Annotated in this window: 19 protein-coding genes; 11 read left to right on the top strand and 8 right to left on the bottom strand. The window is 63.1% G+C overall.

Going from position 1 to position 23,184, the window contains the following annotated elements; genetic code table 11:
* Window positions 1-53: 53 nt before the first annotated feature.
* From J2T07_RS07200 to J2T07_RS07190, 3 genes are read left to right on the top strand one after another with little or no spacing between them, the layout of a single operon-like run.
* Window positions 54-824 carry a MotA/TolQ/ExbB proton channel family protein gene (locus J2T07_RS07200; RefSeq protein ID WP_306848554.1) on the top strand — a complete coding sequence of 257 codons (771 nt, stop codon included), beginning with the start codon at window positions 54-56 and terminating at the stop codon, window positions 822-824.
* Window positions 825-835: 11 nt separating this feature from the next.
* Window positions 836-1,249, top strand: a complete 414-nt coding sequence (locus tag J2T07_RS07195; protein WP_090058085.1) for an ExbD/TolR family protein — start codon at window positions 836-838, stop codon at window positions 1,247-1,249.
* Window positions 1,250-1,255: 6 nt separating this feature from the next.
* Complete coding sequence (locus J2T07_RS07190; protein ID WP_306848550.1) at window positions 1,256-1,660, top strand: ExbD/TolR family protein; 405 nt, start codon at window positions 1,256-1,258, stop codon at window positions 1,658-1,660.
* 185 nt (window positions 1,661-1,845) lie between these two features.
* Here the strand turns inward: J2T07_RS07190 and J2T07_RS07185 are convergent, their stop codons facing one another.
* Entirely contained in the window at window positions 1,846-2,589 is a 744-nt protein-coding gene (locus J2T07_RS07185; RefSeq protein WP_306848548.1) for a pyridoxine 5'-phosphate synthase, read from the bottom strand.
* Between the two features lie 138 nt (window positions 2,590-2,727).
* Window positions 2,728-3,357 carry a 4'-phosphopantetheinyl transferase family protein gene (locus tag J2T07_RS07180; RefSeq protein ID WP_306848546.1) on the bottom strand — a complete coding sequence of 210 codons (630 nt, stop codon included), beginning with the start codon at window positions 3,355-3,357 and terminating at the stop codon, window positions 2,728-2,730.
* Between the two features lie 227 nt (window positions 3,358-3,584).
* Between J2T07_RS07180 and J2T07_RS07175 the strand changes: the two genes are divergently transcribed.
* Window positions 3,585-7,070 (top strand): hybrid sensor histidine kinase/response regulator, encoded by a 3,486-nt coding sequence (locus tag J2T07_RS07175; RefSeq protein ID WP_306848544.1) that lies wholly within the window; start codon window positions 3,585-3,587, stop codon window positions 7,068-7,070.
* A gap of 1 nt (window position 7,071) precedes the next feature.
* On the opposite strand, the gene J2T07_RS07170 is transcribed toward J2T07_RS07175, so the two are convergent.
* Window positions 7,072-7,740, bottom strand: coding sequence for a response regulator transcription factor (locus J2T07_RS07170; protein WP_306848543.1), 669 nt, complete (start codon window positions 7,738-7,740; stop codon window positions 7,072-7,074).
* Window positions 7,741-7,743: 3 nt separating this feature from the next.
* Window positions 7,744-9,684, bottom strand: coding sequence for an acetate--CoA ligase (gene acs / locus J2T07_RS07165; RefSeq protein ID WP_306848542.1), 1,941 nt, complete (start codon window positions 9,682-9,684; stop codon window positions 7,744-7,746).
* Window positions 9,685-9,853: 169 nt separating this feature from the next.
* On the opposite strand from acs, the gene J2T07_RS07160 reads away from it, so the two are divergent.
* The gene (locus J2T07_RS07160) at window positions 9,854-11,326 is read left to right on the top strand and encodes a hypothetical protein (RefSeq protein WP_306848540.1); all 1,473 of its coding nucleotides are present in this window, start codon (window positions 9,854-9,856) and stop codon (window positions 11,324-11,326) included.
* Window positions 11,327-11,338: 12 nt separating this feature from the next.
* Window positions 11,339-13,003: an MFS transporter gene (locus J2T07_RS07155; protein WP_306848539.1), complete on the top strand. Its 1,665-nt coding sequence runs from the start codon at window positions 11,339-11,341 to the stop codon at window positions 13,001-13,003.
* 66 nt (window positions 13,004-13,069) lie between these two features.
* Here J2T07_RS07155 and J2T07_RS07150 read toward each other — a convergent pair whose 3' ends face one another.
* A complete protein-coding gene (locus J2T07_RS07150; RefSeq protein ID WP_306848538.1) occupies window positions 13,070-13,846 on the bottom strand; it encodes an alpha/beta fold hydrolase in 777 nt (258 codons plus the stop codon).
* A 183-nt stretch (window positions 13,847-14,029) separates the two neighbouring features.
* Here J2T07_RS07150 and J2T07_RS07145 point away from each other — a divergent pair, with 183 nt between their 5' ends.
* Both J2T07_RS07145 and J2T07_RS07140 read left to right on the top strand, forming a co-directional pair.
* A complete protein-coding gene (locus J2T07_RS07145) occupies window positions 14,030-15,094 on the top strand; it encodes a PA0069 family radical SAM protein (protein WP_306848537.1) in 1,065 nt (354 codons plus the stop codon).
* 237 nt (window positions 15,095-15,331) lie between these two features.
* Window positions 15,332-17,215, top strand: a complete 1,884-nt coding sequence (locus tag J2T07_RS07140) for a M61 family metallopeptidase (RefSeq protein WP_306848536.1) — start codon at window positions 15,332-15,334, stop codon at window positions 17,213-17,215.
* Window positions 17,216-17,258: 43 nt separating this feature from the next.
* Here J2T07_RS07140 and J2T07_RS07135 read toward each other — a convergent pair whose 3' ends face one another.
* From J2T07_RS07135 to J2T07_RS07125, 3 genes are all read right to left on the bottom strand, one after another.
* Window positions 17,259-17,843 (bottom strand): methyltransferase family protein, encoded by a 585-nt coding sequence (locus tag J2T07_RS07135; RefSeq protein ID WP_306848535.1) that lies wholly within the window; start codon window positions 17,841-17,843, stop codon window positions 17,259-17,261.
* An 89-nt stretch (window positions 17,844-17,932) separates the two neighbouring features.
* Window positions 17,933-18,757, bottom strand: a complete 825-nt coding sequence (locus J2T07_RS07130; RefSeq protein WP_306848534.1) for a hypothetical protein — start codon at window positions 18,755-18,757, stop codon at window positions 17,933-17,935.
* A 143-nt stretch (window positions 18,758-18,900) separates the two neighbouring features.
* A complete protein-coding gene (locus J2T07_RS07125; protein ID WP_306848533.1) occupies window positions 18,901-19,488 on the bottom strand; it encodes a nucleotidyltransferase family protein in 588 nt (195 codons plus the stop codon).
* 193 nt (window positions 19,489-19,681) lie between these two features.
* Here J2T07_RS07125 and J2T07_RS07120 point away from each other — a divergent pair, with 193 nt between their 5' ends.
* The 3 genes from J2T07_RS07120 (at window position 19,682) to J2T07_RS07110 (ending at window position 23,074) form a co-directional block, all read left to right on the top strand.
* Window positions 19,682-20,545, top strand: a complete 864-nt coding sequence (locus tag J2T07_RS07120; protein ID WP_306848532.1) for an alpha/beta fold hydrolase — start codon at window positions 19,682-19,684, stop codon at window positions 20,543-20,545.
* Window positions 20,545-21,483 (top strand): MBL fold metallo-hydrolase, encoded by a 939-nt coding sequence (locus J2T07_RS07115; protein WP_306849509.1) that lies wholly within the window; start codon window positions 20,545-20,547, stop codon window positions 21,481-21,483. Before J2T07_RS07120 ends, J2T07_RS07115 begins: the two co-directional genes overlap by 1 nt.
* A 340-nt stretch (window positions 21,484-21,823) precedes the next feature.
* On the top strand, window positions 21,824-23,074 hold the full coding sequence (locus J2T07_RS07110) for a polyketide synthase (RefSeq protein ID WP_306848531.1): 1,251 nt from the start codon (window positions 21,824-21,826) through the stop codon (window positions 23,072-23,074).
* Window positions 23,075-23,184 lie beyond the last annotated feature (110 nt).

Here is a 23,184-nt window from a genome sequence, read left to right as displayed (position 1 = left end):
GTTCTCCTTCACTTACTGCTCCGTTAATGTTTGATTTCCCCAAGGGTAGCGTTATGTTGCAAGACACCTCCGCTCAGCCTGCTAATCCAGGTCAAAACTCCAACGCCGACGCCCTCAAGCAGATGGGCTTCGATCACCTGATCCACAATTTCGACTTCCTCGGTTGGATTGTGTTCGTGGTGCTGGTCGCGATGTCCGTGCTCTCGTGGTACTTCATCGTCGCCAACTTCATCCGTAACAGCATGGTGCGCGCGCGCGCCGACAAGGTCATCCAGGGTTTCTGGAACACCCCGTCGACGCAGGAAGCCATTCGCATGCTCGAAGAGCAGCCGAAGGGCGAACCGTTCTCGAAGATCGCTCTCGACGCCGCTTCGGCCGTCGCTCACCACCAGGCCGCTGCCGGTGGTCGCCTCGCCGAGACGCTGTCGCGTTCGGAATTCATCGACCGCGCCCTGCGCCAGGCCGTGGCTCGCGAGAGCCTGCGTCTGGAAGGCGGCCTGACCCTGCTCGCCACGGTCGGTTCGTCGGCTCCGTTCATCGGTCTTCTCGGTACGGTGTGGGGTATCTACCACGCGCTGATCGGTATCGCCGCTTCGGGCTCCGCGTCGATGGACAAGGTCGCCGGCCCCGTCGGTGAGGCGCTGATCATGACCGCGTTCGGTCTGTTCACCGCTATCCCGGCCGTGCTTGCGTACAACTTCTTCATGCGCTCGAACCGCCTGACGTACGCCCAGTTCGACGAATTCGCGCATGACCTGCACGACTTCTTCGCCACCGGCGCCCGCGTCGAAGGCAACGCGCCGGTCGCACCTGCCAAGAAGTGAGGAACTGACCCATGGCTATGAGCAGCGGGGGCAACAGTGGCGGTCCGATGTCGGAAATCAACGTCACGCCGCTCGTCGACGTGATGCTGGTTCTGCTGATCATCTTCATGATCACGGCACCTCTGATGTCCCATAAGGTCCAGATCGATCTGCCGAAGGCTAATCCGAACGTTAAGGATGACACCCCGGTCGAACCGATGGATCTCGCGGTCAAGCCGGACGGTACGTACTTCCTCAATGACGGTGAAGTCAGCGAGGCTGAACTGAAGGCCCAGTTCGCGGTTGCGGCGGCGAAGTCGCCGCAGCCGGAACTCCAGATCCGTGCGGACCGCACCACCGAATACAGGGTGGTAAAGAAGATCCTTGGCGACGCCAAGGATGCCGGCATGGTCCACGTCGGCTTCATGTCGACTGGCAAGGAGTAACGCACCATGGCATTCAGTTCAGGCAACTCCGGTGGCCCGATGTCGGACATCAACGTCACGCCGCTCGTCGACGTGATGCTGGTGCTCCTGATCATCTTCATGATCACGGCTCCGATGCTGTCGCATAAGATCAAGATCGATCTGCCGCAGCCGAACCCGAACATCGTCAACCCAGAGAATCCGCCGGATCCCGTCCGGCTGCAGATTCGCCAGGATGGCTCGCTGTACTGGAACGACACACCGGTCGACGAGCTGGGCCTCAAGGCTCAGATCGCGGTGATCGCCCAACAGTCGAACCAGCCGGAACTGCAGATCGACGCGGATGACGCGGTCCAGTACGAGGTCGTGGCACGCGTGCTTTCCGACGCGAAGGGCCAGGGCCTGACCAAGATCGGTTTCGTCAACAACTGATCGCAACGGTCGTCCGGTAACACCGAAAACCCCGCCTTCCGGCGGGGTTTTTTTTGGGGCAGGCCTGGCCTGCCGGGATGCTTTGGTGGGAGCCGTCCCTTCCAGCAATCGGCTCCCACCAGGGCTACTGGCTCTCACCAGGGCGGTCGGTTATCCACCTGGCTTGTCAGCGCCTGCCGTTGCGATCAGGAAAGGATGTCGAGGTACGCGCGGACGGTGTTCGCCAGGCCCTGGTACAACGCCTCGCTAATCAACGCGTGGCCGATCGACACTTCCGCCAGTCCGGGAATGGCCGACTTGAACGTTCCGAGATTCGCCTGGTTGAGATCGTGCCCCGCGTTCACCGCCAGTCCTGCCTGTTGCGCGCGCGTGGCGGTATCCACGAACGACGCGAGCTCCGCGCGTGCATCGCCTTTCGCGAAAGCGGCAGCGTAAGGGCCTGTGTAAAGCTCGATACGCTGGATTCCGATGGCTTTCGCCTGTGCGAAACCCTCGCCTCCCGCGTCGACGAACACGCTGACCCGGCAACCGAGTTCGCGAAACGCCGCGACGACAGGCTTGAGCAGCTCGATGTCCTGGGTGAGGTCGAAACCGTGGTCGGAGGTGATCTGACCGTCACTGTCAGGTACCAGGGTGACCTGGGTCGGCCTCACTTCGCGGGCGAGTTCGATCAGGCCGGGATAGGCACCACGCGGACCGGCGAAGGGGTTGCCCTCGATGTTGTACTCGACGCGGCCACGGAGCAGTCCAGCCAATGTGCGTACATCGTCGGGCGTGACATGGCGCATGTCGGGGCGTGGGTGCACGGTGAGACCGCCGCAACCCGCATCGATGCAGGTGTTGGCTGCGGTGGCGATATCCGGCTCATCGCCACCGCGCGAATTGCGCAGCACGGCGATCTTGTTGAGGTTGACGCTGAGTAGGGTCATGACGGTCCATAAAAAAACGCACGCCGCCATTGCAACGTGCGTAATGACTGTCATCCCAGCATAACTCGCGCCACGTCCGTGTGGCGCACTCCACGGTCACACACACGTAGAATCAGACACGGCCCGCGGGGAAAAGGTTCAAAGCGGAAATGTGAAGACGCGGACATTCCGTTCATGACCGCGCCAGGCCACGGCGGATACCAGGCCATCGCCCAGGAGGAGTGGCTGAACCCGCCATCCTGGCGCCGGCCCCACGTCGCCTTCGAAGTGACCTGGAGTGGCCACACCGCCGGGCAGACTGAACGACACACGATGAAGGCCGTAGGAAAGCCCACCCCCATGCGCTTTCAGCACGGCTTCCTTGGCCGTCCATAAGGTGAGGAAGCCACCCAGCCGTTCCGCTTCCGGCAAGGCCACGAGCATGGCCGTCTCATCCGGTGCAAAGAATCGCTTCGAAAGTTCGAGGGCGCGGGCTCTCGGACGCACGGTCTCCACGTCGACACCGACTTCGAATCCCGCCTGCCCGCGTCCTACCGCGAGCAGGGCGACGTCACCACTGTGCGACCAGTTGAAACCCAACGTGTCGAAGGGCGGCGGGAAGCAGGGCTTTCCGCGTTCGCCGCGCTGGATGGGTGGCGCGCCCGGGCCCGCATAGGCGGCGAGCAGGCTGGCGAACGCCACTTCGCCGGCGCCACCGGACCAGCGGGTGCGCCAGATGTGGATTTCGTCGTGATCCAGAGCCGGGACGGGGAGTGGGGCTTCGCTCATTCGGTTGATCGTGCTTTGATTGGAGGGTTGGGGCAAGTGGGTTGGTGATTGGATGGCTTCGGGGGCCGTTCAAGAGCATCGCCGACAAGTCGGCTCCCACCCGGTTGCCGCCGCCTGGCGGGAGCCGACCCTGTCGGCGATGCTCTGTCGGCAGCACGAGGAACGGATCTGCAACACGCAGCCATCAGGCTCTAGAATGAGTCCGTGTCATACGGGGAGCGCCATTCGTGATTGCAGGCTGGCTATTGCTGCTGGTGTCGCTGCTCTATGTGGGCCTTCTCTTCGCGATCGCCTATGTCGGAGATCGCCGCCCCCTGTATCCACGCCAGCCCAAGCTGCGTCCCGTCGTCTACAGCCTGGCGTTGGCGGTGTACTGCTCATCGTGGACGTTCTATGGCGCGGTGGGTACCGCCGCGCGCTCCGGCTTGTCCTACCTTCCGATCTACCTCGGACCCCTGCTCCTCTTCGTCCTGGGCTTCGGCCTGCTCGAACGGTTGGTGCTCGTGGCCCGCGAGCGCAACATCACCTCGATCGCCGACTTCATCGCCGCACGTTTCGGCAAGTCGCACGGTCTCGCCGCGCTCGTCGCGATCATCGCCGTGATCGCGATCATTCCGTACATCGCGTTGCAGTTCAAAGCCGTGGCGATGTCATTCTCGGTGCTGGGTTCGGGCAGTACCGCATGGTGGTTCGGGGATACCGCGCTGTGGTGTGCCGCCCTGCTCGCCGTGTTCGCCATCCTGTTCGGTACCCGCAACATCGACGCCACCGAACATCACCACGGCATGATGCTGGCCGTGGCGGTGGAATCGCTGGTGAAGCTGCTGGCTTTCGTCGCCATCGGCGTCTACGCCTACCTGCACGGACCAGGCATCGTCGAGACCATGCGCGCGCCGATGCTCCAGGTGGAGAAAGGCAGCATGCCACCGGGCTTCGTCGCGCAAACCCTGCTCGCCTTCTGCGCGATGTTCTGCCTGCCCAGGCAATTCCAGATCGGCGTCGTCGAGTGCGAAGACCCGCGCGACCTGCGTCGTGCACGCTGGTTCTTTCCGCTCTACATGATCCTGATCTCGGTGGCCGTGCTGCCGATAGTCAGCGCCGGTCTCCACTTGCCGCAGGTAACGCAGGGCCACGTGGATGCCTGGGTGCTGAACCTGCCGATCGCACTCGGCGACAACGGCATGGCCCTGCTCGCGTTCGTCGGAGGGTTCTCGGCCGCCACCGGCATGGTCATCGTGGCCGCCGTCGCGCTGGCGACCATGATCAGCAACGACCTTGTGATGCCGGCGTTGCTGCGCGTGAAGCGCCTCGACCTCGAGCGGCGCGGCGACCTGTCGAATATCGTGTTGCTTGTTCGCCGTATCGCCATCGTGGCGCTCGCGGGACTCGCCTACATGTACTACCGCGTGATCGCGGACGCCGAGAACCTCGCCGCGACAGGCCTGCTGTCGTTCGCGGCCGTGGCGCAGTTCGCACCGGCCATCGTATCTGCGCTGTACTGGCGTGGTGCGAGCCGTGTCGGCGTGTATGTCGGCTTGTTGGCGGGTTTCATCGTCTGGGCGTACACCTTGCTGCTTCCCGCGATGACGCGCGCGGGATGGTTGCACCCCGCATGGATGGACGACGGCCCCTTCGGTATCGGCTGGCTGAAGCCGACCGAGCTGTTCCACCTGTCGGGATGGGAGTCCGTCACGCACGGAACGTTCTGGTCGTTGTTGTTCAATGTCGGCTGTCTCATCTTCATCTCGTTGCGCTTCCGCCCGAGCGTGGCCGAGCGCCTCCACGCGGCGCTCTTCGTCGATCCGTTCGTGCGCAGTGCGACGGGCGCTGGCGACTGGCGTGGCCGCGTGACCGTGCGCGACCTGGGCACGATAGCCGGCCGCATCGTCGGCGATCGGGTGACCGTGCGCGCATTCAACGAATATGGACAGCGTCATGGGGTGACGCTCTCCCCCACCGATTCCGCCGATCGTCCGCTCATCCAGTTCACCGAACGCCTCCTCGCCAGTGCCGTCGGCGCGGCCAGTGCGCGGCGCATCCTCATGGGTGCGTTGTCGGGCACGGGCCTGGATATCGCCGAAGCGATGGCCTTGATGGACGAGGCTTCGCAGGAGTTGCGCTTCAATCGTGAGTTGTTGTCGACGACGCTGGAGAATGTCTCGCAAGGGATCAGCGTGGTGGACGGCGAGATGCGACTCGTCGCGTGGAACCGTCGTTACCTGGAACTTTTCGATTATCCCGAGGGCATGGTCTACGTCGGCCTGCCGGTCGCCGACCTGATCCGCTGGAACGCCGAACACGGCGAGTGCGGTCCCGGTGAGGTGGACGAGCACGTGGCCAAGCGTATCCGCTACATGCGTGCCGGCTCGCCCCACGTGTTCCAGCGCGTACGACCGGACGGTACCGTGATCGAAATGCGCGGACGTGCCTTGCCCGGTGGCGGCTTCGTCACGACCTTCACCGATGTCACGGCATACAAGTCGGTCGAGCAGGCGTTGATCGATGCGAACGAAACGCTCGAGCAGCGCGTGGACGTGCGTACGGCGGAATTGTCCGAGGCCTTGACCGCGACGGCGATCGCGCGTCGCGAGGCGGAAGCGGCCAACGCGTCGAAAACACGCTTCCTTGCCGCCGCCAGCCACGACCTTCTCCAACCCCTGAATGCCGCGCGGCTTTTCACGTCGGCGCTTCGACAACACCCGGGACTCGACAGCGAAGCGGCCCAACTCGCGGAGCGTATCGATGCCTCGTTCCGCGCCGCGGAAGACTTGCTCGATGCCTTGCTCGATGTGTCGCGACTCGATGCCGGTAGCTACCGTCCCGAAATCGCGCCCTTCGCGCTAGCCGACCTGTTCGACTCGTTGCGGCAACAGTTCGCCGTTGTCGCCGAGCAACGTGGACTGACCCTGCACGTCGTGCCGACATCGCTGTCGGTACGCAGCGATGCGCAGCTATTGCGTCGCATCGTGGCCAACTTCCTTTCCAACGCGTTGCGTTACACGCGCGCCGGCGGCGTCGTGTTGGGTGTTCGTCGTAATGGCGAGCAAGCACGCATCGAAGTCTGGGACAGCGGTCCGGGCATCGCCGACGAGCAGCAAGCGCGGATCTTCGGCGAGTTCCAGCGGCTGGAACGCCCCTCGCCCTGGGGTGAAAAAGGCCTCGGCCTGGGACTTTCGATCTGCGACCGTCTCGCTGGCATCCTCGGTCATGCGCTGAGCCTTCGTTCGCGCGTAGGTCGCGGGAGTTGCTTCAGCATCTCGGTGCCGCGCACCGAAGCGGTGTCGCGTAAGCGTGCTCCCGCCGTCGTGCGTCCCGGTGGTGGCGAGCAGTTGCCGCTTACCGTGCTCTGCCTCGACAACGACGAGACCATCCTCGAGGGCATGCGTGCGCTGCTCGGCCGCTGGGGTGTCGATTGTCGCCTCGCGGTGGATGTGGACACGGCGTTGGAGATTCTTTCCACGACGCACGTCGACCTGATCCTCGCCGACTATCATCTTGGCGAGGGGATGGATGGACTGGAGGCGCTGCACCTGCTTGGCACGAAGATCACGCCGATGCCACCGGCGGCGATGGTCACGGCGGATGGCAGCACGGAACTGAAGCAACGCGCACGTACGCTGGGCTATCCCCTGTTGCACAAGCCGGTGCGTCCCGCCGCGCTTCGCGCCTTGCTGGTCGCGCTGGCAAAACGCACCGGCACGCACGCCGCCTGAGTCAACCTTCCTGGGAAACGCCCGGGAAGGTTTCCTTCTCCACATCGAGATGGCTCGCCGCCAGCGCGACCTGGGTACGATTCGAGACGCCGAGCTTGCGCATGATCGCCGTCATGTGCGCCTTCACCGTCGCTTCGGAAACACCCAGGTCGTAAGCGATCTGCTTGTTGAGCAGACCCTCCGCGATCATCGTGAGCACACGGAACTGCTGAGGCGTGAGCGATGCCACGCGCGCGGCCACGTCGGCTTCGTCCGCCTTGAGTTCGACGCTGCCACCGACCAATTGGTGCGGAAGCCATACATCGCCGTCGAGGACGGCGCGCACCGCCTCGACGATCTGTTCCACCGCCGCCGATTTCGGAATGTACGCGGATGCGCCGTGCGCAAGCGCACGCCGGGCGATCTGCCCTTCCTCGTGGCCGGACACGACGATCGTCGGCAAGCCGGGGTACTGCCCGCGGATATGCGCGAGCGCCGAGTAACCCCGGGCTCCCGGCATGTGCAGGTCCATCAACAGCAGGTCCGCGTCGGGCAGGGATTCGATCAGGGCGAACAGCGCCGGCACGCTGTCGGCGGTGTGCACGGTGGCGTCCGGCAGCGCCGCCAGCACCGCACGCTGCAAGGCGTCGCGGAACAGCGGATGGTCGTCTGCGATAAGGACATCGGACATGGGCTATTTGATCAACCGTTCTTCCACGAGGTTCTTCACCACGCCCGGGTCCGCCAGCGTGGACACATCGCCCAGTTGATCGGGCTGGTTTTCCGCGATCTTGCGCAAGATGCGGCGCATGATCTTGCCCGATCGTGTCTTCGGCAGGCCGGGTGCCCATTGCAGGTGATCGGGTGCGGCGATGGGTCCGATCTCCTTGCGCACGCCGGCGATCAGTTCCCGGACCAACTCGTCGCTACCCATTTCCCCGGCGACGAGGGTGACGAAGGCATAGATGCCCTGGCCCTTGATGTCGTGCGGACAACCGACCACGGCGGCTTCGGCCACTTTCGGATGCGCCACGAGCGCGCTTTCCACTTCGGCGGTGCCGATGCGATGGCCGGACACATTGATCACGTCGTCCACGCGGCCGGTGATCCAGTAGTAGCCATCCTCGTCGCGGCGCGCGCCGTCGCCGGTGAAGTAATTGCCCGGATAGGTCTTGAAGTAGGTGTCGATGAAGCGCTGGTGATCGCCGTAGACGGTGCGCATCTGCCCTGGCCACGAGTCCGTGATCACCAGGTTGCCGCTGCACGCGCCCTCCTGCCGCCGGCCCTCGGCATCGACGATGGCCGGCACGATGCCGAAGAACGGCAGCGTCGCCGAACCCGGCTTCAGGTCGGTCGCGCCCGGGAGCGGCGTGATGAGGAAGCCGCCGGTCTCCGTCTGCCACCACGTGTCGACGATCGGGCAACGCTCCTCGCCTACCACGCGGTAATACCAGTTCCACGCCTCGGGGTTGATCGGCTCGCCCACCGTGCCGAGCAGGCGCAGGCTCTTGCGCGAGGTTTTCTTCACAGGTGCGTCGCCCTCGCGCATCAGTGCGCGGATGGCGGTGGGCGCGGTGTAGAAGAGCGTGACCTTGTGCTTGTCGACCACCTGCCAGAAGCGGCTGAAGTCCGGGTAGTTCGGTACGCCGTCGAACATCACCACCGTGGCGGCATTGGCAAGCGGGCCGTAGACGACATAACTGTGACCGGTGATCCAGCCCACGTCGGCCGTGCACCAGTAGACGTCGTCCTCGCGCAGGTCGAAGGTCAACTCGTGCGTGAGGCTGGTATAGACGAGGTAGCCGCCGCTGGTGTGCAGCACGCCCTTGGGCTGGCCGGTGGACCCGGAGGTGTAAAGGGTGAAGAGTGGATCTTCCGCGTTCATCGGCTCATAGGCGCAATCGGCGGACTGCCCTTCCATCAGCGTGTGGTACCAGCGGTCGCGCGGCGACTGCAGGTTGATGGCGCCGCCGGTGCGGCGCACCACGATCACGGTTTCCACGCTGTTGGTGCGCGGCCGGGTCAACGATTCGTCCACGTTGGCCTTGAGCGGAATCTTCTTGCCGCCGCGGCAACCCTCGTCGGCCGTGACGATCAATTTGGCGCCGGAATCGGCGATGCGGCTGGCCAGGGAATCGGGCGAGAAGCCGCCGAACACCACGGAATGCACCGCGCCGATGCGCGCGCACGCGAGCATCGCCACGGCCGCCTCGGGGATCATCGGAAGGTAGATCACCACGCGGTCGCCCTTGGTCACGCCCAGGTTCTTCAACGTGTTGGCGAACTTGCATACCTCGGCGTGCAATTCCCGATAGGTGATGCTGCGCGACTCGCCCGGATCGTCGCCTTCGAAAATGATGGCCGTCTTGTCGCCATGCCGGTCGAGATGGCGGTCGAGGCAGTTGGCCGAGACGTTGAGCTGGCCATCCTCGTACCAGCGGATATGCAGGTTGTTCGGGTCGAACGACACGTCCTTGATCTTCGTCGGGGGCACGATCCAGTCCAGCCGTTCGCTCATTTCCTTCCAGAAGCCCTCGGGGTCCTGGATGGACTGCGCGTACATGCGCTCGTAGTCGCCCTTGCGGACGCGCGCCTGGGCGGCGAAGGCGGGATCGACCGGATGGATGTCGGACATGCTTGCTCCTGGAGACGAGGGTACGTGGGGCTATGTCCGAAGTTTAGCCTCGCGGCGCAACATAAAGCTGCGATGCCGCTACGACTTTGGTCGAGGTTCGACCTTTGGCGAATGGCACCCCACCCGGGTGTGTCACATGCTCGGCTCGCCAATGGTTGGGGAGACCATGATGAAGACGATCCGTTCCGGTGGCCGCAAGGCCGTCGCCCTGAGTGTGGCCTGTGCCCTCATGCTGCCCATGGCGGCGGTGCCGGACATGGCCCATGCCCAGTCCAAGTCGAAGAAGGCGTCGAGCCGCGAAGCGGAACTCGAGTCCAGGGTGAACCAGCTCGAGCAGCAGCTCGCCGAGCTCAAAGCCATGATCCAGGAACAAAAGGCCGCCACCACGCAGGCCACGGCCACGGCGCAGGCGGCGCAGACCCAGGCACAACAGACCGACGACAAGGTCGCCAAGGTGGAGAAGACCGTGGCCGCGGTACCGGCCAAGCCAACCTTCACCTCGGCACCCGGGGTGTCCGTGGCGCTGCATGGGTTCATCAACGCCAACGCGTTCACCCAGAGCAAAGGCTACACGTTCGGCAACGGCGCCAATGCCGAGTACCCGATCCCCGGCCAGGGCGGCCGCGTGAACGATTCGCTCAGCGGCGTGGACATACGCAATACGCGCTTCTGGCTCGATTTCACCGGCGCCAAGTTCACCGAGAACTGGGGCGGCGGTGGCCGCATCGAGATGGACTTCTTCGGCGGCTTCAACGGTACCGGCCCCTACAGCCAGCAGCAGCCGACACCACGCCTGCGTCAGGCATACATGGATATCACCAACGCGAACACGGGCACCACCTTCCGCGTGGGCCAGATGTGGGACCTCATGTTCCCGCTCGACTATGTTCCGCAGTCGCTCTCGCATATCGCCTTCCCGCTGGGCTACGGCACCGGCGTCATCGGTTGGCGTTATCCGGGCGTGATCTGGATGCAGGACCTCAATCATGGCTCCACGGGCACCAAGTGGCGCTTCGACCTCGCCGTGCTCGAAGGCAGTTGGAACGGCCCCGGCCTGACCACGAACTACCTCACGGCGGGCAACGCCGGCTTCAAGCCGCAGGTCGAGGCGCGAATCACGGCGAAGGGCAGCAACTGGCAGGCCTTCGCCGCCGGCCACTACAGCAAGATGGACCTGCACGGCGTGGACGGCACCGTGGTCACGCCGATCAAGAGCAACATCAAGAGCACGGCGTTCGAAGTGGGCGGCATGTGGATGCCGGGCAACTTCATCGTGAAGAGCGCTCTCTATACGGGTAACGCCATCGGCCAGATCTTCGGCGACCTGTCGCAGTTCGGCGATATCAAGGACAAGGGCGGTTACCTCCAGGTGGGTTACAAGTTCACGCCGAACTGGAGCGTCTACGGCTTCGCCTCGGCCAGCAAGCCCGACGAAGGCGACGTGCTGCGCTGGCGCGCACCGAATACGGCCGGGTTGCTGAAGAACCGCCAGCAGGCGCTCAGCCTGCAATACACCGCCGGCTCCTACGACCTCAGCGTGGAATGGATCCATTCCAATCTCGATTCGACCACGACCAATGGCCTCGGCCGGCAGAAGACGTCGGCGAACGAGTTCACCCTCAACGGCAACTACCGGTTCTGATTGGAGACCGATATGGCGACTACCGCAGGCGGCCTTCGAGCCGACGGCACGATCGGAACCAGCCACAGGCGCGTGATCTTCGCGTCCAGCCTGGGCACGGTTTTCGAGTGGTATGACTTCTACCTCTATGGATCGCTCGCCGCGATCATCGGTAAGCAGTTCTTCACCGGCCTGAACGAGACCAGCCAGTTCATCTTCGCGCTGCTCGCCTTCGCTGCCGGTTTCGCGGTGCGCCCGTTCGGCGCGATCGTGTTCGGTCGCGTCGGCGACCTCATCGGACGCAAGTACACGTTCCTGATCACCATCGTCATCATGGGTACCTCGACCTTCCTGGTCGGCGTGCTACCCGGGTATTCGACGATGGGTGTGCTCGCGCCCGTCCTGCTCATCCTGTTGCGCTTGCTGCAAGGCCTGGCACTGGGCGGCGAATACGGTGGTGCCGCCACCTATGTCGCGGAGCATGCGCCACAGGGCAAGCGTGGCCTGTACACCAGCTTCATCCAGATCACGGCCACCTTCGGTCTGTTCCTGTCGCTGCTGGTGATCCTGGGTACGCGTCTTGGGCTGGGCACCGAGCAGTTCGAAGCCTGGGGCTGGCGCATCCCGTTCCTGATCTCGGCGGTGCTGGTCGGCGTGTCGGTGTACATCCGGTTGCAGCTGCAAGAGTCGCCGGTGTTCAAGCAGATGAAGGCGGAGGGCAAGCAATCGAAGGCCCCGCTCACGGAAGCCTTCGGCCAGTGGAAGAACCTGAAACTGGTGATCTTCGCCCTGCTAGGCGCCACGGCCGGCCAGGCGGTGGTCTGGTACACGGGCCAGTTCTATTCGCTGTATTTCCTGACCCAGAGCCTGAAGATCGACGGCACCACGGCGAACCTGTTGATCGCCGCCGCGCTGCTCATCGGCACGCCGTTCTTCGTTTTCTTCGGTTGGCTGTCCGACAAGATCGGCCGCAAGACCATCGTGCTGGCCGGTTGCCTGATCGCGGCGCTGACGATGTTCCCGATCTTCAAGGGCCTTACCCACTTCGGCAATCCCGCCGTGGAAGCCGCCGCGGCCTCGGCACCGGTGGTGGTCACCGCCGACCCGAACGCATGCACGTTCCAGTTCGATCCCGTCGGCAAGAAGACCTTCACCAGCTCGTGCGACGTCGCCAAGAGCGTGCTGGCCAAGAAGGGCATCCCGTATAGCAATGCGGATGCGCCGGCGGGCACGCTGGCCACGGTGAAGGTCGGCGACCAGGTGATCGAGTCGTTCGAAGGGACGGGCCTGGACAAGGCCGCATTCACCGCGCAGAGCAAGGACTTCACCGCGAAAGTGACGGCGCAGGTCAAGGCGGCCGGCTATCCGGAAAAGGCCGATCCGGCGCAGTCGAACTACCCGATGCTGGTGTTGCTGCTGGCGATCCTCGTGCTCTACGTGACGATGGTCTACGGCCCGATCGCCGCATGGCTGGTGGAGATGTTCCCGACGCGCATCCGCTACACCTCGATGAGCCTGCCGTATCACATCGGCAACGGTTGGTTCGGCGGTTTCGTACCGACCATCGGCTTCATGCTGGTGGCCTGGAAGGGAGATATCTACTACGGGCTCTGGTACCCGGTGGCCGTGGCGTTGATGACCTTCATCGTCGGGTTGTTTTTCGTCCGCGAAACAAAGGATGTTCCGCTGGAGCATTGAGCCGGCGTTGCATCGTGGGTGATGGAAGCCGGCGGCCGCGAGGCCGCCGGCTTCTCTTTACAAGGGTCAGTCGCCCTTGGCAGCCTTCTCGATCAGGCTGGCGACATCCTTCGGATGCGAAATCATCACGACGTGCGAAGCGCCCTTCACCACGACGGTCTTCTTCGATTTCGCGCGCTCGGCCATGAAAGCCATCGAAGCGGGCGGGATGTTCTTGTCCGAATCGCCATAGATGTGCCACGACGGGATGTGCTTCCACGCCGCGGCGGTCTCCGCCTCGTTCAAGGCCGACGCGGTGATCGGACGCTGTTCCGCGGCCATCACGGTCACCTTCTTCAGCGGAACGTCACCAGCGAACTGCGCCGGGAACTTGTCCTGCTGCACGTACAGATCCTTGTCACCATTGGACAGGTCGACCGGCGGCGCGAGGGCGGGACCGAGCGTGCTGCCGGGGAACTTGCCCGAGAGGCCGGCGGCGCTTTCACCCACTTCCGGCGAGAAGGCGGCAACGTAGACCAGGGCCTTCACGTTGTCCTGTCCCTCGGCTGCCTCGGTGATCACCGAGCCACCGTAGGAGTGGCCGACCAGCACGACAGGCGTCTTGATGCCCTTCACGACATCGGCGATATACGCGGCGTCGGACTTGACGCTACGCAGCGGATTCGCCGCGGCGACCACGGTGTAGCCGTCCTTGTGCAGTTGTTCGACGACGCCGTTCCAGCTGGAGGCGTCGGCGAACGCGCCGTGCACCAGGACGACGGTGGGCTTGTCGGCGGCGAAGGCCGCCGGGCTGGCGGCCAGGGCAGCCAGCGTGGCGATACGGAGTAGCGAGCGGTGCAGCATGGGCAAATCTCCTTTTGGGGACGGGGCATCTCGGCGCGTCGGCCGATGATGGGCGTTGATTGGAGCACCCGCCTGCGACCGGTTTCTTGTCGCATTCAAGCTCGGCCCGGGCCTTGTCGTTGCTGTATCGCGCATTCTGAGACGAGAGAGTCGTACATTTGTACAATGTCAGACCCAATCCCCATGATTCGCCAGCACAAGGGCCGCGGCGCCGCCTCGAACCCGGAAGGGCGCTTCGAATCCACGCGCTTCCAGGCGGAGGACGACGGCTGGCATCGCGAAGAGGACGAGCATCGGCCGGCCACCGAAGTGCGCGAGGAACTGGCGCGCAGCGTCATCACGCGGAACGATTCCCCGGACGTCGGTTTCGACCAGGCGACCAATCCCTACCGTGGCTGCGAGCATGGCTGCATCTATTGCTATGCGCGCCCCTCGCACGCCTACCTCAACCTTTCGCCCGGCCTCGACTTCGAGACCAAGCTGTTCGCCAAGACCAACCTGGAGGAGATCCTCCGCGCGGAATTGTCCAAGCGCGGTTACGTGTGCAAGCCGATCAACATCGGCAGCAACACCGATCCCTACCAGCCGATCGAGAAGCGCTGGCGCCTGACACGTGCGGCGCTGGCGCTACTGAACGAGTGCAACCATCCCTGCACCATCGTCACGAAGAACGCGTTGATCGAGCGCGACCTCGACATCCTCGTGCCGATGGCGCAGCGCAAGCTGGTGCAGGTGTTCCTCTCGATCAATTCGCTGGACAACAAGCTGGCGTCGAAGCTGGAACCGCGTGCGAGTGCGCCGCATCGGCGGATGAAAGCGGTAGAGACGCTGGCGAACGCGGGTGTTCCCGTAGGTGTGCTGGTCGCGCCGATCATCCCGGCGCTCAACGAGCGTGACCTGGAGGCGATCGTCGAACAGGCCGGTGCGGCTGGGGCGAATTCGATCGGGTATACGTGCGTGCGCTTGCCGCATGAGCTCAAGCAGCTGTTCCGGGAGTGGTTGGAGTTGCATTACCCGGATCGCGCGGCGCACATCATCAGCCTGATTCAGCAGATGAATGGCGGGAAGGATTACGATGCGAACTTCGCGACGCGCATGCGCGGGCAGGGGGTGTTCGCGGACATTATTCGCAAGCGGGTGCAGGTGGCGATGCGGAAGGCGGGGTTGGATCGGGCTTGGGATACGGTGTTGGATACGTCGGGGTTTGTGGCGCCACGCATTGTATCGCCGCAGGGTGAGCTCTTCTGACGACGTGGCGCGCCGTGGGAGCCTTTTATACCGTCCGCGATGGGATACGCGTCACCCATGCCCAAGGACGATATATCGGCCATGAAATTCCACTCAGCCGGTTTATGATGGGAAGCCGACGCGTCGTTCGTATGCGTCCCTCACCACTCACGCGAGTCCTTCATGTACCCAGTCACTCTTGCTGGTTCTCTGGCTATCACGCGTCGTAAGTTTTTGCGCCCTGTCGTAGCCCTGACGATGGCGCTCGCAGCGGGCACAGCCGGTGCACAACAGACGGTTTCCGATCAAGTTCCACCACCGCAGGACTCGCCCTACGTCGGAACGGTGGCGATCCACGTCGACGCCAACGATACCGTGCAGGGCATCTTCCGCGTCCACGAAACCATTCCGGTGAAAGCGGGTGCGTTGACCCTGCTATACCCGCAGTGGATCCCCGGCGACCACTCTCCGACCGGCCCGATCGCGATGCTCGCCGGCCTCAAGCTCAGCGCCAATGGCAAGCCACTAGCGTGGAAGCGAGACGAATACAACGTCTACGCGTTCCACCTCGACGTGCCCGCCGGCGTCTCCACGGTCGATGCGGAATTCCAGTACCTGTCGGAGCGTGAGGATAGCGCGGACTTCGAGATCACCGACCGCATGATGGCCATGGAATGGAGCAAGGTGGCGCTATACCCCGCGGGCTACTATTCGCGCGACATCACCTTCGCGCCCAGCCTGACATTGCCGCACGGCTGGCAGCTCGGTACCGCACTGGAAACGGCCTCGAAGTCGGGCGACACCACGACCTTCAAGCCGGTGACATTGGAGAACCTGGTCGATTCCCCGGTCTATGCGGGCCAGTACTTCAAGCGGGTCGCTCTCAACCCGGGCGACAAGGCCCCGGTGTACCTGGACATCGTCGCCGACGAGCCGAAATACCTCGAGATGACGCCTGAGCAGGTCGCGGTGCATCGCGCGTTGGTCACGCAGGCGGTGAAGCTCTTCGGATCGCATCATTACGATCACTACGATTTCCTGTTCTCTCTATCGGATCAACTGGCTGGCAACGGTACGGAACACCATCAGTCCAGCGAAGACGGTCTGGGTGCCGACTACTTCACCGCCTGGAAAGAGGCAGCGTCGGAACGCGACCTGTTGGCTCACGAATACACGCATTCGTGGAACGGCAAGTTCCGTCGCCCGGCTGACTTGTGGACGCCCAACTTCAACGTGCCGATGGGCGATTCGCTTCTGTGGGTGTACGAAGGACAGACCCAGTACTGGGGGTTCGTACTGACCGCGCGCGCCGGTATGTGGACGCCACAGGAGTTTCGCGACGGGCTGGCCCTGGTTGCGGCCAACTACGAGCGCAACCGCGAAGGTTTCCAGTGGCGCACCCTCGAAGACACCACCAACGATCCGACCATCGCCAGGCGCTCGGCCCTGCCATACCGCAGCTGGCAGATGAGTGAGGATTACTACAGCGGGGGCCAGCTGATGTGGCTGGCCGTCGACGCCAAGCTTCGCAACCTGACACACGACAAGCAGTCGCTCGACGATTTCGCGCGCGCGTTCTTCGGTGTCGACAACGGTAGCTACGTACCCAAGACCTACACGTTCGACGACGTGTTGGCAGCCCTGAACGGTGTCGCCAAGTACGACTGGGCGAGCTTCCTGAATGCGCATGTCAACGCACTCGATCCGCCGCTGCAGGATGGCCTCGCGGCCACGGGCTGGAAGCTGGTCTACGACGACAAAGAGAGCGAGTACGAGAAGCAGGCGGACAGCCGCCCCCAATCCTCCCGCCATCTACTCAACTTTACGTGGTCGATCGGCCTGACCATGACCGACAGCGGCAAGGTGAACGATGTGCGCTGGGATGGTCCGGCGTTCAAGGCTGGCGTCAGCACCGGCGCCACCGTGGTCGCCGTCGATGGCAACACTTATTCGAAGGATGCCCTGACCAGCGCGATCGCCGCCGCCAAAGACAGCAAGACACCCATTGCACTGACGGTGAAGTGCCAGGGCCGCTTCCGCACGATTCCGGTGGACTATCACGGCGGTCTGCAATACCCGCATCTGGTGCGCATTGAAGGTACTCCCGATTACCTGAGCGAGATCATCGCCGCGCGCAAGTAACGTTGGGTGATACCTTCAAAAGGGAGTGCGGACGGACGGGGTTTTAGAGAATCCCGGGAATCAACGCCTTCGTACGCCTCTTGTATGCGGCGTACGTCTCACCGAATGTCTCCCCAAGCATCCGCTCCTCCATCCGTAGCTTCCGCCAGAACGACGCGAAAAGTATCAAGATGGCGACTATCCCACGGACGTCGCCCTCCTTTGCCGCGGTTCCGATGAACGCGATCAGGATACCGGTGTAGATGGGGTGGCGAATGTATCGATACGGACCAGCCTCCACAAGTTCGTGGCCGCGCTTTATCTGGACGACGCTGCTCCAGTTGCGTCCCAGTAGTACGCGCGACCAAATGGCCAGGCCCACCCCCACGACGACGATGACCAGCGAAACAGCGAACACGGGCACCGTATGCGGCACGATGCCCTCGCGCAACCAGGTGTGACCGAACCAGTCGCCCGGCCCGAGTAAGCCGAACGCCACCACCAGTGGTATCCAATAGAGCAGCACTCGGATATGCCATGGCTCGCCGCGCGCGGCACTCTTGTTACCCCTCGAACTCCATATCCACCAGGCCAACAAGACCCACCAAGCGGCGCTGATACCTTGTTTCAGCCAATCTTCCGTCGACACGGTTCGTTCTCCTTGTTCTCAGGTCATCTTAGGGGCAGACAGGTGGCACCGGCCCCTGCCGAAAGACCTCGTCATGATTGGCTCGGCCGCTATTTATACGTCGTGCCATCGAAGTGAAGTGTCGTTATCGTCTTCGTCGGTTTGATCGCCGGGCATTTCGAAGGATCTTCGTCGAAGTCGTACTCCCCCGTCACCGTGGTGACGAGTTGTAGATCGGCCAAGCCATGGCTACTGGTTTTGGCGATATTGACGACGGTTTTCTTTTGCGCGGCGGTCGAAGTGCAAGCGGCTGGGGTTTCCGCACCCATCTCATAGCCTGCCTGCCAGGAATGGGTTTCGATGGTGGCGACGTTGTCGAGCCGATGACCGTGTTGCACGTATAGCTTGAGATTCGTGGAACTATTATTCGCACAAGTGCAGTGAGTTTCATTATTCACACTCACTCCAAAAGCACGCAGACCGGGGGCCAGCATGTATCGCGCTGTATCGATGGTGATGCCTTCGAGGCGAGCGCCGCCGTCTTCGATAGCCGTGTCTTCGTGCGCATGCGCCATGACCGTGTGCCGGTCCGGTTCAAGGACAACGACGTCGAGATCGCGCATGAATTTGGAATCGTCGTTAGATTTCTGGCCGCTCTTCTCCTCGCCCGCGAGATAGGTCAGAGCAACGATGATGCGGCTATCGCGACCCGGGTCGTAGCGGCACGCATTGAACATACTGTCGCCCCATAAGGCGTCATCGCCTGCGAATCCTATGGCTTTGGCGGTTTCCGCGAACATCCCGATCTCACAGGCGTAAGGGTCGTCCGCATCGCCGGCTCGGGCTGCGGTGGCACGGCCAAAAGGCGCTAGGCCAACGAGCAGCACTATTGCCAACGTCCAATGGAAGCCAAGAGCCTGGGTTCGCACGTTCAAAGCGAGTTCCCCTGTTGTCGTTATCAATTGTAACCATCGGCATTTTCCAGCGATGTCATTAGAAGGCATCGGAGCAGGCACGTGCAGGCCCGAGTCATGGCGAACTCCTGACATGCGGATCACGCCGAAGGCCGTATGTCCCGCTAGCCGTCGATGAGCCCCGCACGAACCGCATCCGCCACGTCTTCCGGAGTATCCAGGGCGCGAGCCAGGGCATCGCGGCGAATCGCCGCCGGATGGCCGCCGGTCCACAGGCGGCGGAAGGCGGCATCGCCCCGGAGCGTACGGGCTTGGGCCAGCGTCTGTGGACGAAGCAACGCCGGCGGACCCAGGGCATCTCCGTACGCCGATACCACGTCACAACTGCCGTCATAGGCGACCAGCAACTTGTCGAGGTGCTCCTGGGTGAGGCAAGGCTGGTCAGCCACGACGACCAGCAAGGGGTAAGGCCGGCCGGCCAGCGCCGCGGCCGTGCGACGCAGGGATGAAGCCACGCCTTCTTCCCATGTAGGGTCGAACAGGATGGCGGTACCCGTCACCAGGGGAGCCAGCTGTTCGGCATGCGCGCCCAACACCACCATCAGATGGGTAGGGCCGGTGGCCCTGGCCATGCGGACGGCACGCTGGAGCAAGGTCTCACCGGCAACCGTCAGAAGCTGCTTTGGCGTGTCCAGCCGGCCGTTGCCCCCGGCAGCCAGGATGACCGCGTCATGTGCCTCGCATCCACGCATGGTATTCCGAAAAAGGCAACGAGCCAGACCCTAACGCTAGCATGTCGGGACCGGCTCACGAAGCACCGGTACACGTGAGGTCCCTGCAAGAACACGCTTGCACGAAGCCACCGGCGCCATCCCAAACGTTCTATCCTCCAATACACCCGCCAGATACCCTCCGCCTTCCCACGGCAAGCGGCTGTCCCCGGCAATGAAACACCACACCGTCAAGGCGAACGGCATCCGGCAACACTACATCGAAGCAGGCGAAGGGGCGCCGGTGGTCCTTCTGCATGGCTTTCCCGAAACGAACTACGCGTGGCGACATCAAATCCCGGTGCTCGCCCAGCACTACCGGGTGATCGCGCCCGACCTGCGCGGCTATGGCAAGACCGATAAACCCGCGACCGGATACGACAAACGCAACATGGCGCGCGACCTCGCCGCCTTGCTCGACCACCTCGGCATGGAGCGCATCTCGCTGGTCGGCCACGATCGGGGCGCACGCGTCGCGACACGCTTCACCAAGGACCATCCGCAGCGCGTGGATCGTCTCGTCGTGATGGACAACGTGCCCACGCGCATCGTCGCCCAGTCCATGAACGCCAAGGTGGCCAAGGCGTACTGGTTCTTCCTGTTCCACCAGGTGCCGGACTTGCCCGAGGCGCTGATCGCGGGTCGTGAGGATCTCTGGTTGCGCCACTTCTTCACCGACTGGTGTTACGACCCCCAGACCATACGAGGCGCGGACTTCGACGCTTACGTCGAGGCGTACCGAGCACCCGGTGCGGTGCGCGGGGCGATGGCCGACTATCGCGCCGCACCGGAGGACGTGCTCCAGGACGAGCAGGATGCGGACGTGCTGATCGGGTGCCCGACGATGTCGCTGTGGGGCGCCGACTTCGAGGCGGTCGGCGGCACCTTCGACATGGCGGCGGTGTGGAAGGGCATGGCGCATGACCTGCGTGCGGAGCCGATCGCCCAGTGCGGGCACCTGCCACAGGAAGAACAGCCGGACATCGTCAACGGCCTCCTGCTCGACTTCCTGCAGGGCTGGACGGGAGCCAAGGCGTGATGCGCGCGTGGTGGTTGCTGGCGTTCGCCGTCATCGTTTCCGTCGCCTCGGCAACCGATGTACGGGTGGGTCCGCAAGGTCCCGGCTTCTATCGCATGCGCATGGGCGGGGATGAAATCACTGCGCTGCTGGATGGCACGCATCCCTTTCCGGCGGATGAATTGCTGACGCACATCGAACGGAGCAAGATCGACAGCCTGCTTCACGCGGATTACCTCGCCTCGCCGGTGCAGGGTTCGATCAACGCCTTCCTCGTCAAGACGCCGGACAGGTTGGTGCTCATCGACACGGGCGCCGGTCCGCTCTACGCGGGCGACGGCGGCTTCCTTCCCGCCGCCCTCGCCGCCGCGGGATACCGGCCCGAAGACGTGACGGATATCCTGCTGACACACCTGCATCGCGACCATGTCGGCGGACTCATCCGTAATGGCACGATGTTCTTCCCGAACGCCATCGTGCACGTGAACAAGGCCGACTCCGATTTCTGGTTGGACCCCGCCAACGAGCCGAAGGTGCCCAAGATCCTCCTGCCGATGTTCGCCGGCGCGATGGATTCGCTCGGACCCTATCTGAAGGCAGGACATGTCGTGACCTTCAGCGGCGAGACCGACATCCTGCCGGGCATTCGTTCCCTACCGGCTCCCGGTCATACACCTGGCCACACGTGGTACCTGGTCAGCAGCGGCGACGAGCACCTGCTTGCCTGGGGGGACACCGTGCACGTCGCGACGGTCCAGCTGGCGGAGCCTGGCGTCTCCATCCGCTACGACTACGATGAAGCCGCAGCGGCCACGTCGCGCAAGCGGGCGCTGGATGAAGCCACGGCCAAGGGCTACTGGGTCGCCGCGGCGCACGTATCGTTCCCAGGGCTGGGCCACCTCAAGCGCGCTGGCGACGGCTACCAGTGGGTGCCTGTGAACTACGATCGCACCCCCTGACCTGGCGGAGGCATCACCGGCATAGGTGGTTGGCACGACCACGCGGGCCAGCGGATCGTTCGTTGGAAACTCATTTGTCCGTACGGTCTACCGCCGGGTGGCGCCCAGCCGAATTGCCTTAGCGAAGACCTACGACCTGTGGCGTATTCCAACAATGAGATCGTGTTGCATAGTGTGTAAGACGCATACCGGATGATCGGCTGCATATGGAATCACCCATTCAAGGAATGAATGTATGGACACGACAAAATGGCCGATTTTCTGAGTGACCAGTACTGGAGTTCTTCCGATCGCTGAAGACGGTACTTCATGCAGCGACGCCGTACAGGGAGGTACCGTCATGATCGCGATCGCAGGGATGAGTTGTCACTTTCCGGGTGCGGAGGGTCTTGACGCCTACTGGCGCCTCATCAGTGCCAATCGTTCCGCCATCGGCGACCCGCCAGCTTACCGTCGTGAGTTCATCCGTCAGGCAGAGGTGCTTCAGATTCCCGTGCGAGGCGGATATATCGAGCATGAAGGCCGCTTCGACCCACGCCTTTTCCACATTCCAGAGCGTGAGGCGGCCAGGATGGACCCGCAGCAAAAGCTGGTCCTCATACATGCGTGCAGAGCGCTGGAAGATGCGGGACTGACCTTCGACGAAATCGGAGGTAGCCGAACCGGGGTATTCGTAGGAGCGATGACTAACGACCTGGCGTATCTGAAATGGGGCGACGTCGCACAAACGCTACCGGAGGACATCACCGGCAACGGCTTATGCCTGATTGCCAATCGCCTCTCCTATGAACTCGATCTTCGTGGACCCAGTATGACCATCGACACGGCATGTTCGTCGTCGTTGGTGGCGATGCACCACGCAGTCAGGTCGCTGCGTGAATTCGAGTGTGACTTCGCCTTGGTCGCGGGCGTCAACGTCATCCTGTCCACCTTGTTGCAAAAGTTCTATCGAGATGCAGGAGTTGGTGCGTCGGATGGTGGATGCCGTTCTTACAGCCGCGATGCCAATGGAATGGGTCGCTCCGAGGGCGTAGGGGTGCTGCTTCTCCAGCGGGAGCAGGATCTGCCGGTGCGGTGCCGAAAAAGCTATGCCGCCGTGAATGCCACGGGGGTCAATCACGGAGGGCAGTCAAACAGGTTTACCGCTCCCAGCGTACAGGCGCAGGTGGAACTTCTTCGGCAGACCTACGCGAGCGCTGGAATCCAGCCCCATGAGATCGCCTATGTGGAGGGTCACGGGACGGGCATCCAGCAAGGCGACCTCATGGAAATAAGGGCACTACAACAAGTGTTCAGTGGTCGCGACCCGCCATGTTGGCTCGGATCGATAAAAAGCCTTATCGGCCATGCGGAAGCCGCATCGGGCATTGCTGGCGTGATCAAGATAGCTCTCATGATCCATTACGCGCACATTCCGCCGAGCGCGTACGCCGACTCACCCGCACCTCTCCTCGACGCATGTTCTCCGGTGCAGCTCATGAAGGCCATGAGGTCGCTGAATCCCCGGCGCAGGCATTTCATGGGAGTCAGCGCGTTCGGTCTTGGTGGTACCAACGCCCATGCGCTTTTAACGTCTCATCGATTCGGATAAGGACTTCTCCGTTGATACCGGGGCCGGTCATATATCCAATCTCGAATGCCCACACTTCGTCACACGCGCCCTCGTCGACTTCATCGATCAATGGTGATGGCCGAAAGTAC

This window comes from Luteibacter jiangsuensis (assembly GCF_030812295.1).
GTDB lineage: Bacteria > Pseudomonadota > Gammaproteobacteria > Xanthomonadales > Rhodanobacteraceae > Luteibacter > Luteibacter jiangsuensis_A.
This window is presented reverse-complemented; position numbering and strand designations above follow the sequence as displayed.

What these genes read in the sequence shown, in the direction of transcription:
- J2T07_RS07200 (WP_306848554.1), top strand. Translation starts at nt 54, where the DNA reads ATGTTGCAAGACACCTCCGCTCAGCCTGCTAATCCAGGTCAAAACTCC.
- J2T07_RS07195 (WP_090058085.1), top strand. Translation starts at nt 836, where the DNA reads ATGGCTATGAGCAGCGGGGGCAACAGTGGCGGTCCGATGTCGGAAATC.
- J2T07_RS07190 (WP_306848550.1), top strand. Translation starts at nt 1,256, where the DNA reads ATGGCATTCAGTTCAGGCAACTCCGGTGGCCCGATGTCGGACATCAAC.
- J2T07_RS07185 (WP_306848548.1), bottom strand. Translation starts at nt 2,589, where the DNA reads ATGACCCTACTCAGCGTCAACCTCAACAAGATCGCCGTGCTGCGCAAT.
- J2T07_RS07180 (WP_306848546.1), bottom strand. Translation starts at nt 3,357, where the DNA reads ATGAGCGAAGCCCCACTCCCCGTCCCGGCTCTGGATCACGACGAAATC.
- J2T07_RS07170 (WP_306848543.1), bottom strand. Translation starts at nt 7,740, where the DNA reads ATGTCCGATGTCCTTATCGCAGACGACCATCCGCTGTTCCGCGACGCC.
- acs (WP_306848542.1), bottom strand. Translation starts at nt 9,684, where the DNA reads ATGTCCGACATCCATCCGGTCGATCCCGCCTTCGCCGCCCAGGCGCGC.
- J2T07_RS07160 (WP_306848540.1), top strand. Translation starts at nt 9,854, where the DNA reads ATGAAGACGATCCGTTCCGGTGGCCGCAAGGCCGTCGCCCTGAGTGTG.
- J2T07_RS07155 (WP_306848539.1), top strand. Translation starts at nt 11,339, where the DNA reads ATGGCGACTACCGCAGGCGGCCTTCGAGCCGACGGCACGATCGGAACC.
- J2T07_RS07150 (WP_306848538.1), bottom strand. Translation starts at nt 13,846, where the DNA reads ATGCTGCACCGCTCGCTACTCCGTATCGCCACGCTGGCTGCCCTGGCC.
- J2T07_RS07145 (WP_306848537.1), top strand. Translation starts at nt 14,030, where the DNA reads ATGATTCGCCAGCACAAGGGCCGCGGCGCCGCCTCGAACCCGGAAGGG.
- J2T07_RS07140 (WP_306848536.1), top strand. Translation starts at nt 15,332, where the DNA reads ATGGCGCTCGCAGCGGGCACAGCCGGTGCACAACAGACGGTTTCCGAT.
- J2T07_RS07125 (WP_306848533.1), bottom strand. Translation starts at nt 19,488, where the DNA reads ATGCGTGGATGCGAGGCACATGACGCGGTCATCCTGGCTGCCGGGGGC.
- J2T07_RS07120 (WP_306848532.1), top strand. Translation starts at nt 19,682, where the DNA reads ATGAAACACCACACCGTCAAGGCGAACGGCATCCGGCAACACTACATC.
- J2T07_RS07115 (WP_306849509.1), top strand. Translation starts at nt 20,545, where the DNA reads ATGCGCGCGTGGTGGTTGCTGGCGTTCGCCGTCATCGTTTCCGTCGCC.
- J2T07_RS07110 (WP_306848531.1), top strand. Translation starts at nt 21,824, where the DNA reads ATGATCGCGATCGCAGGGATGAGTTGTCACTTTCCGGGTGCGGAGGGT.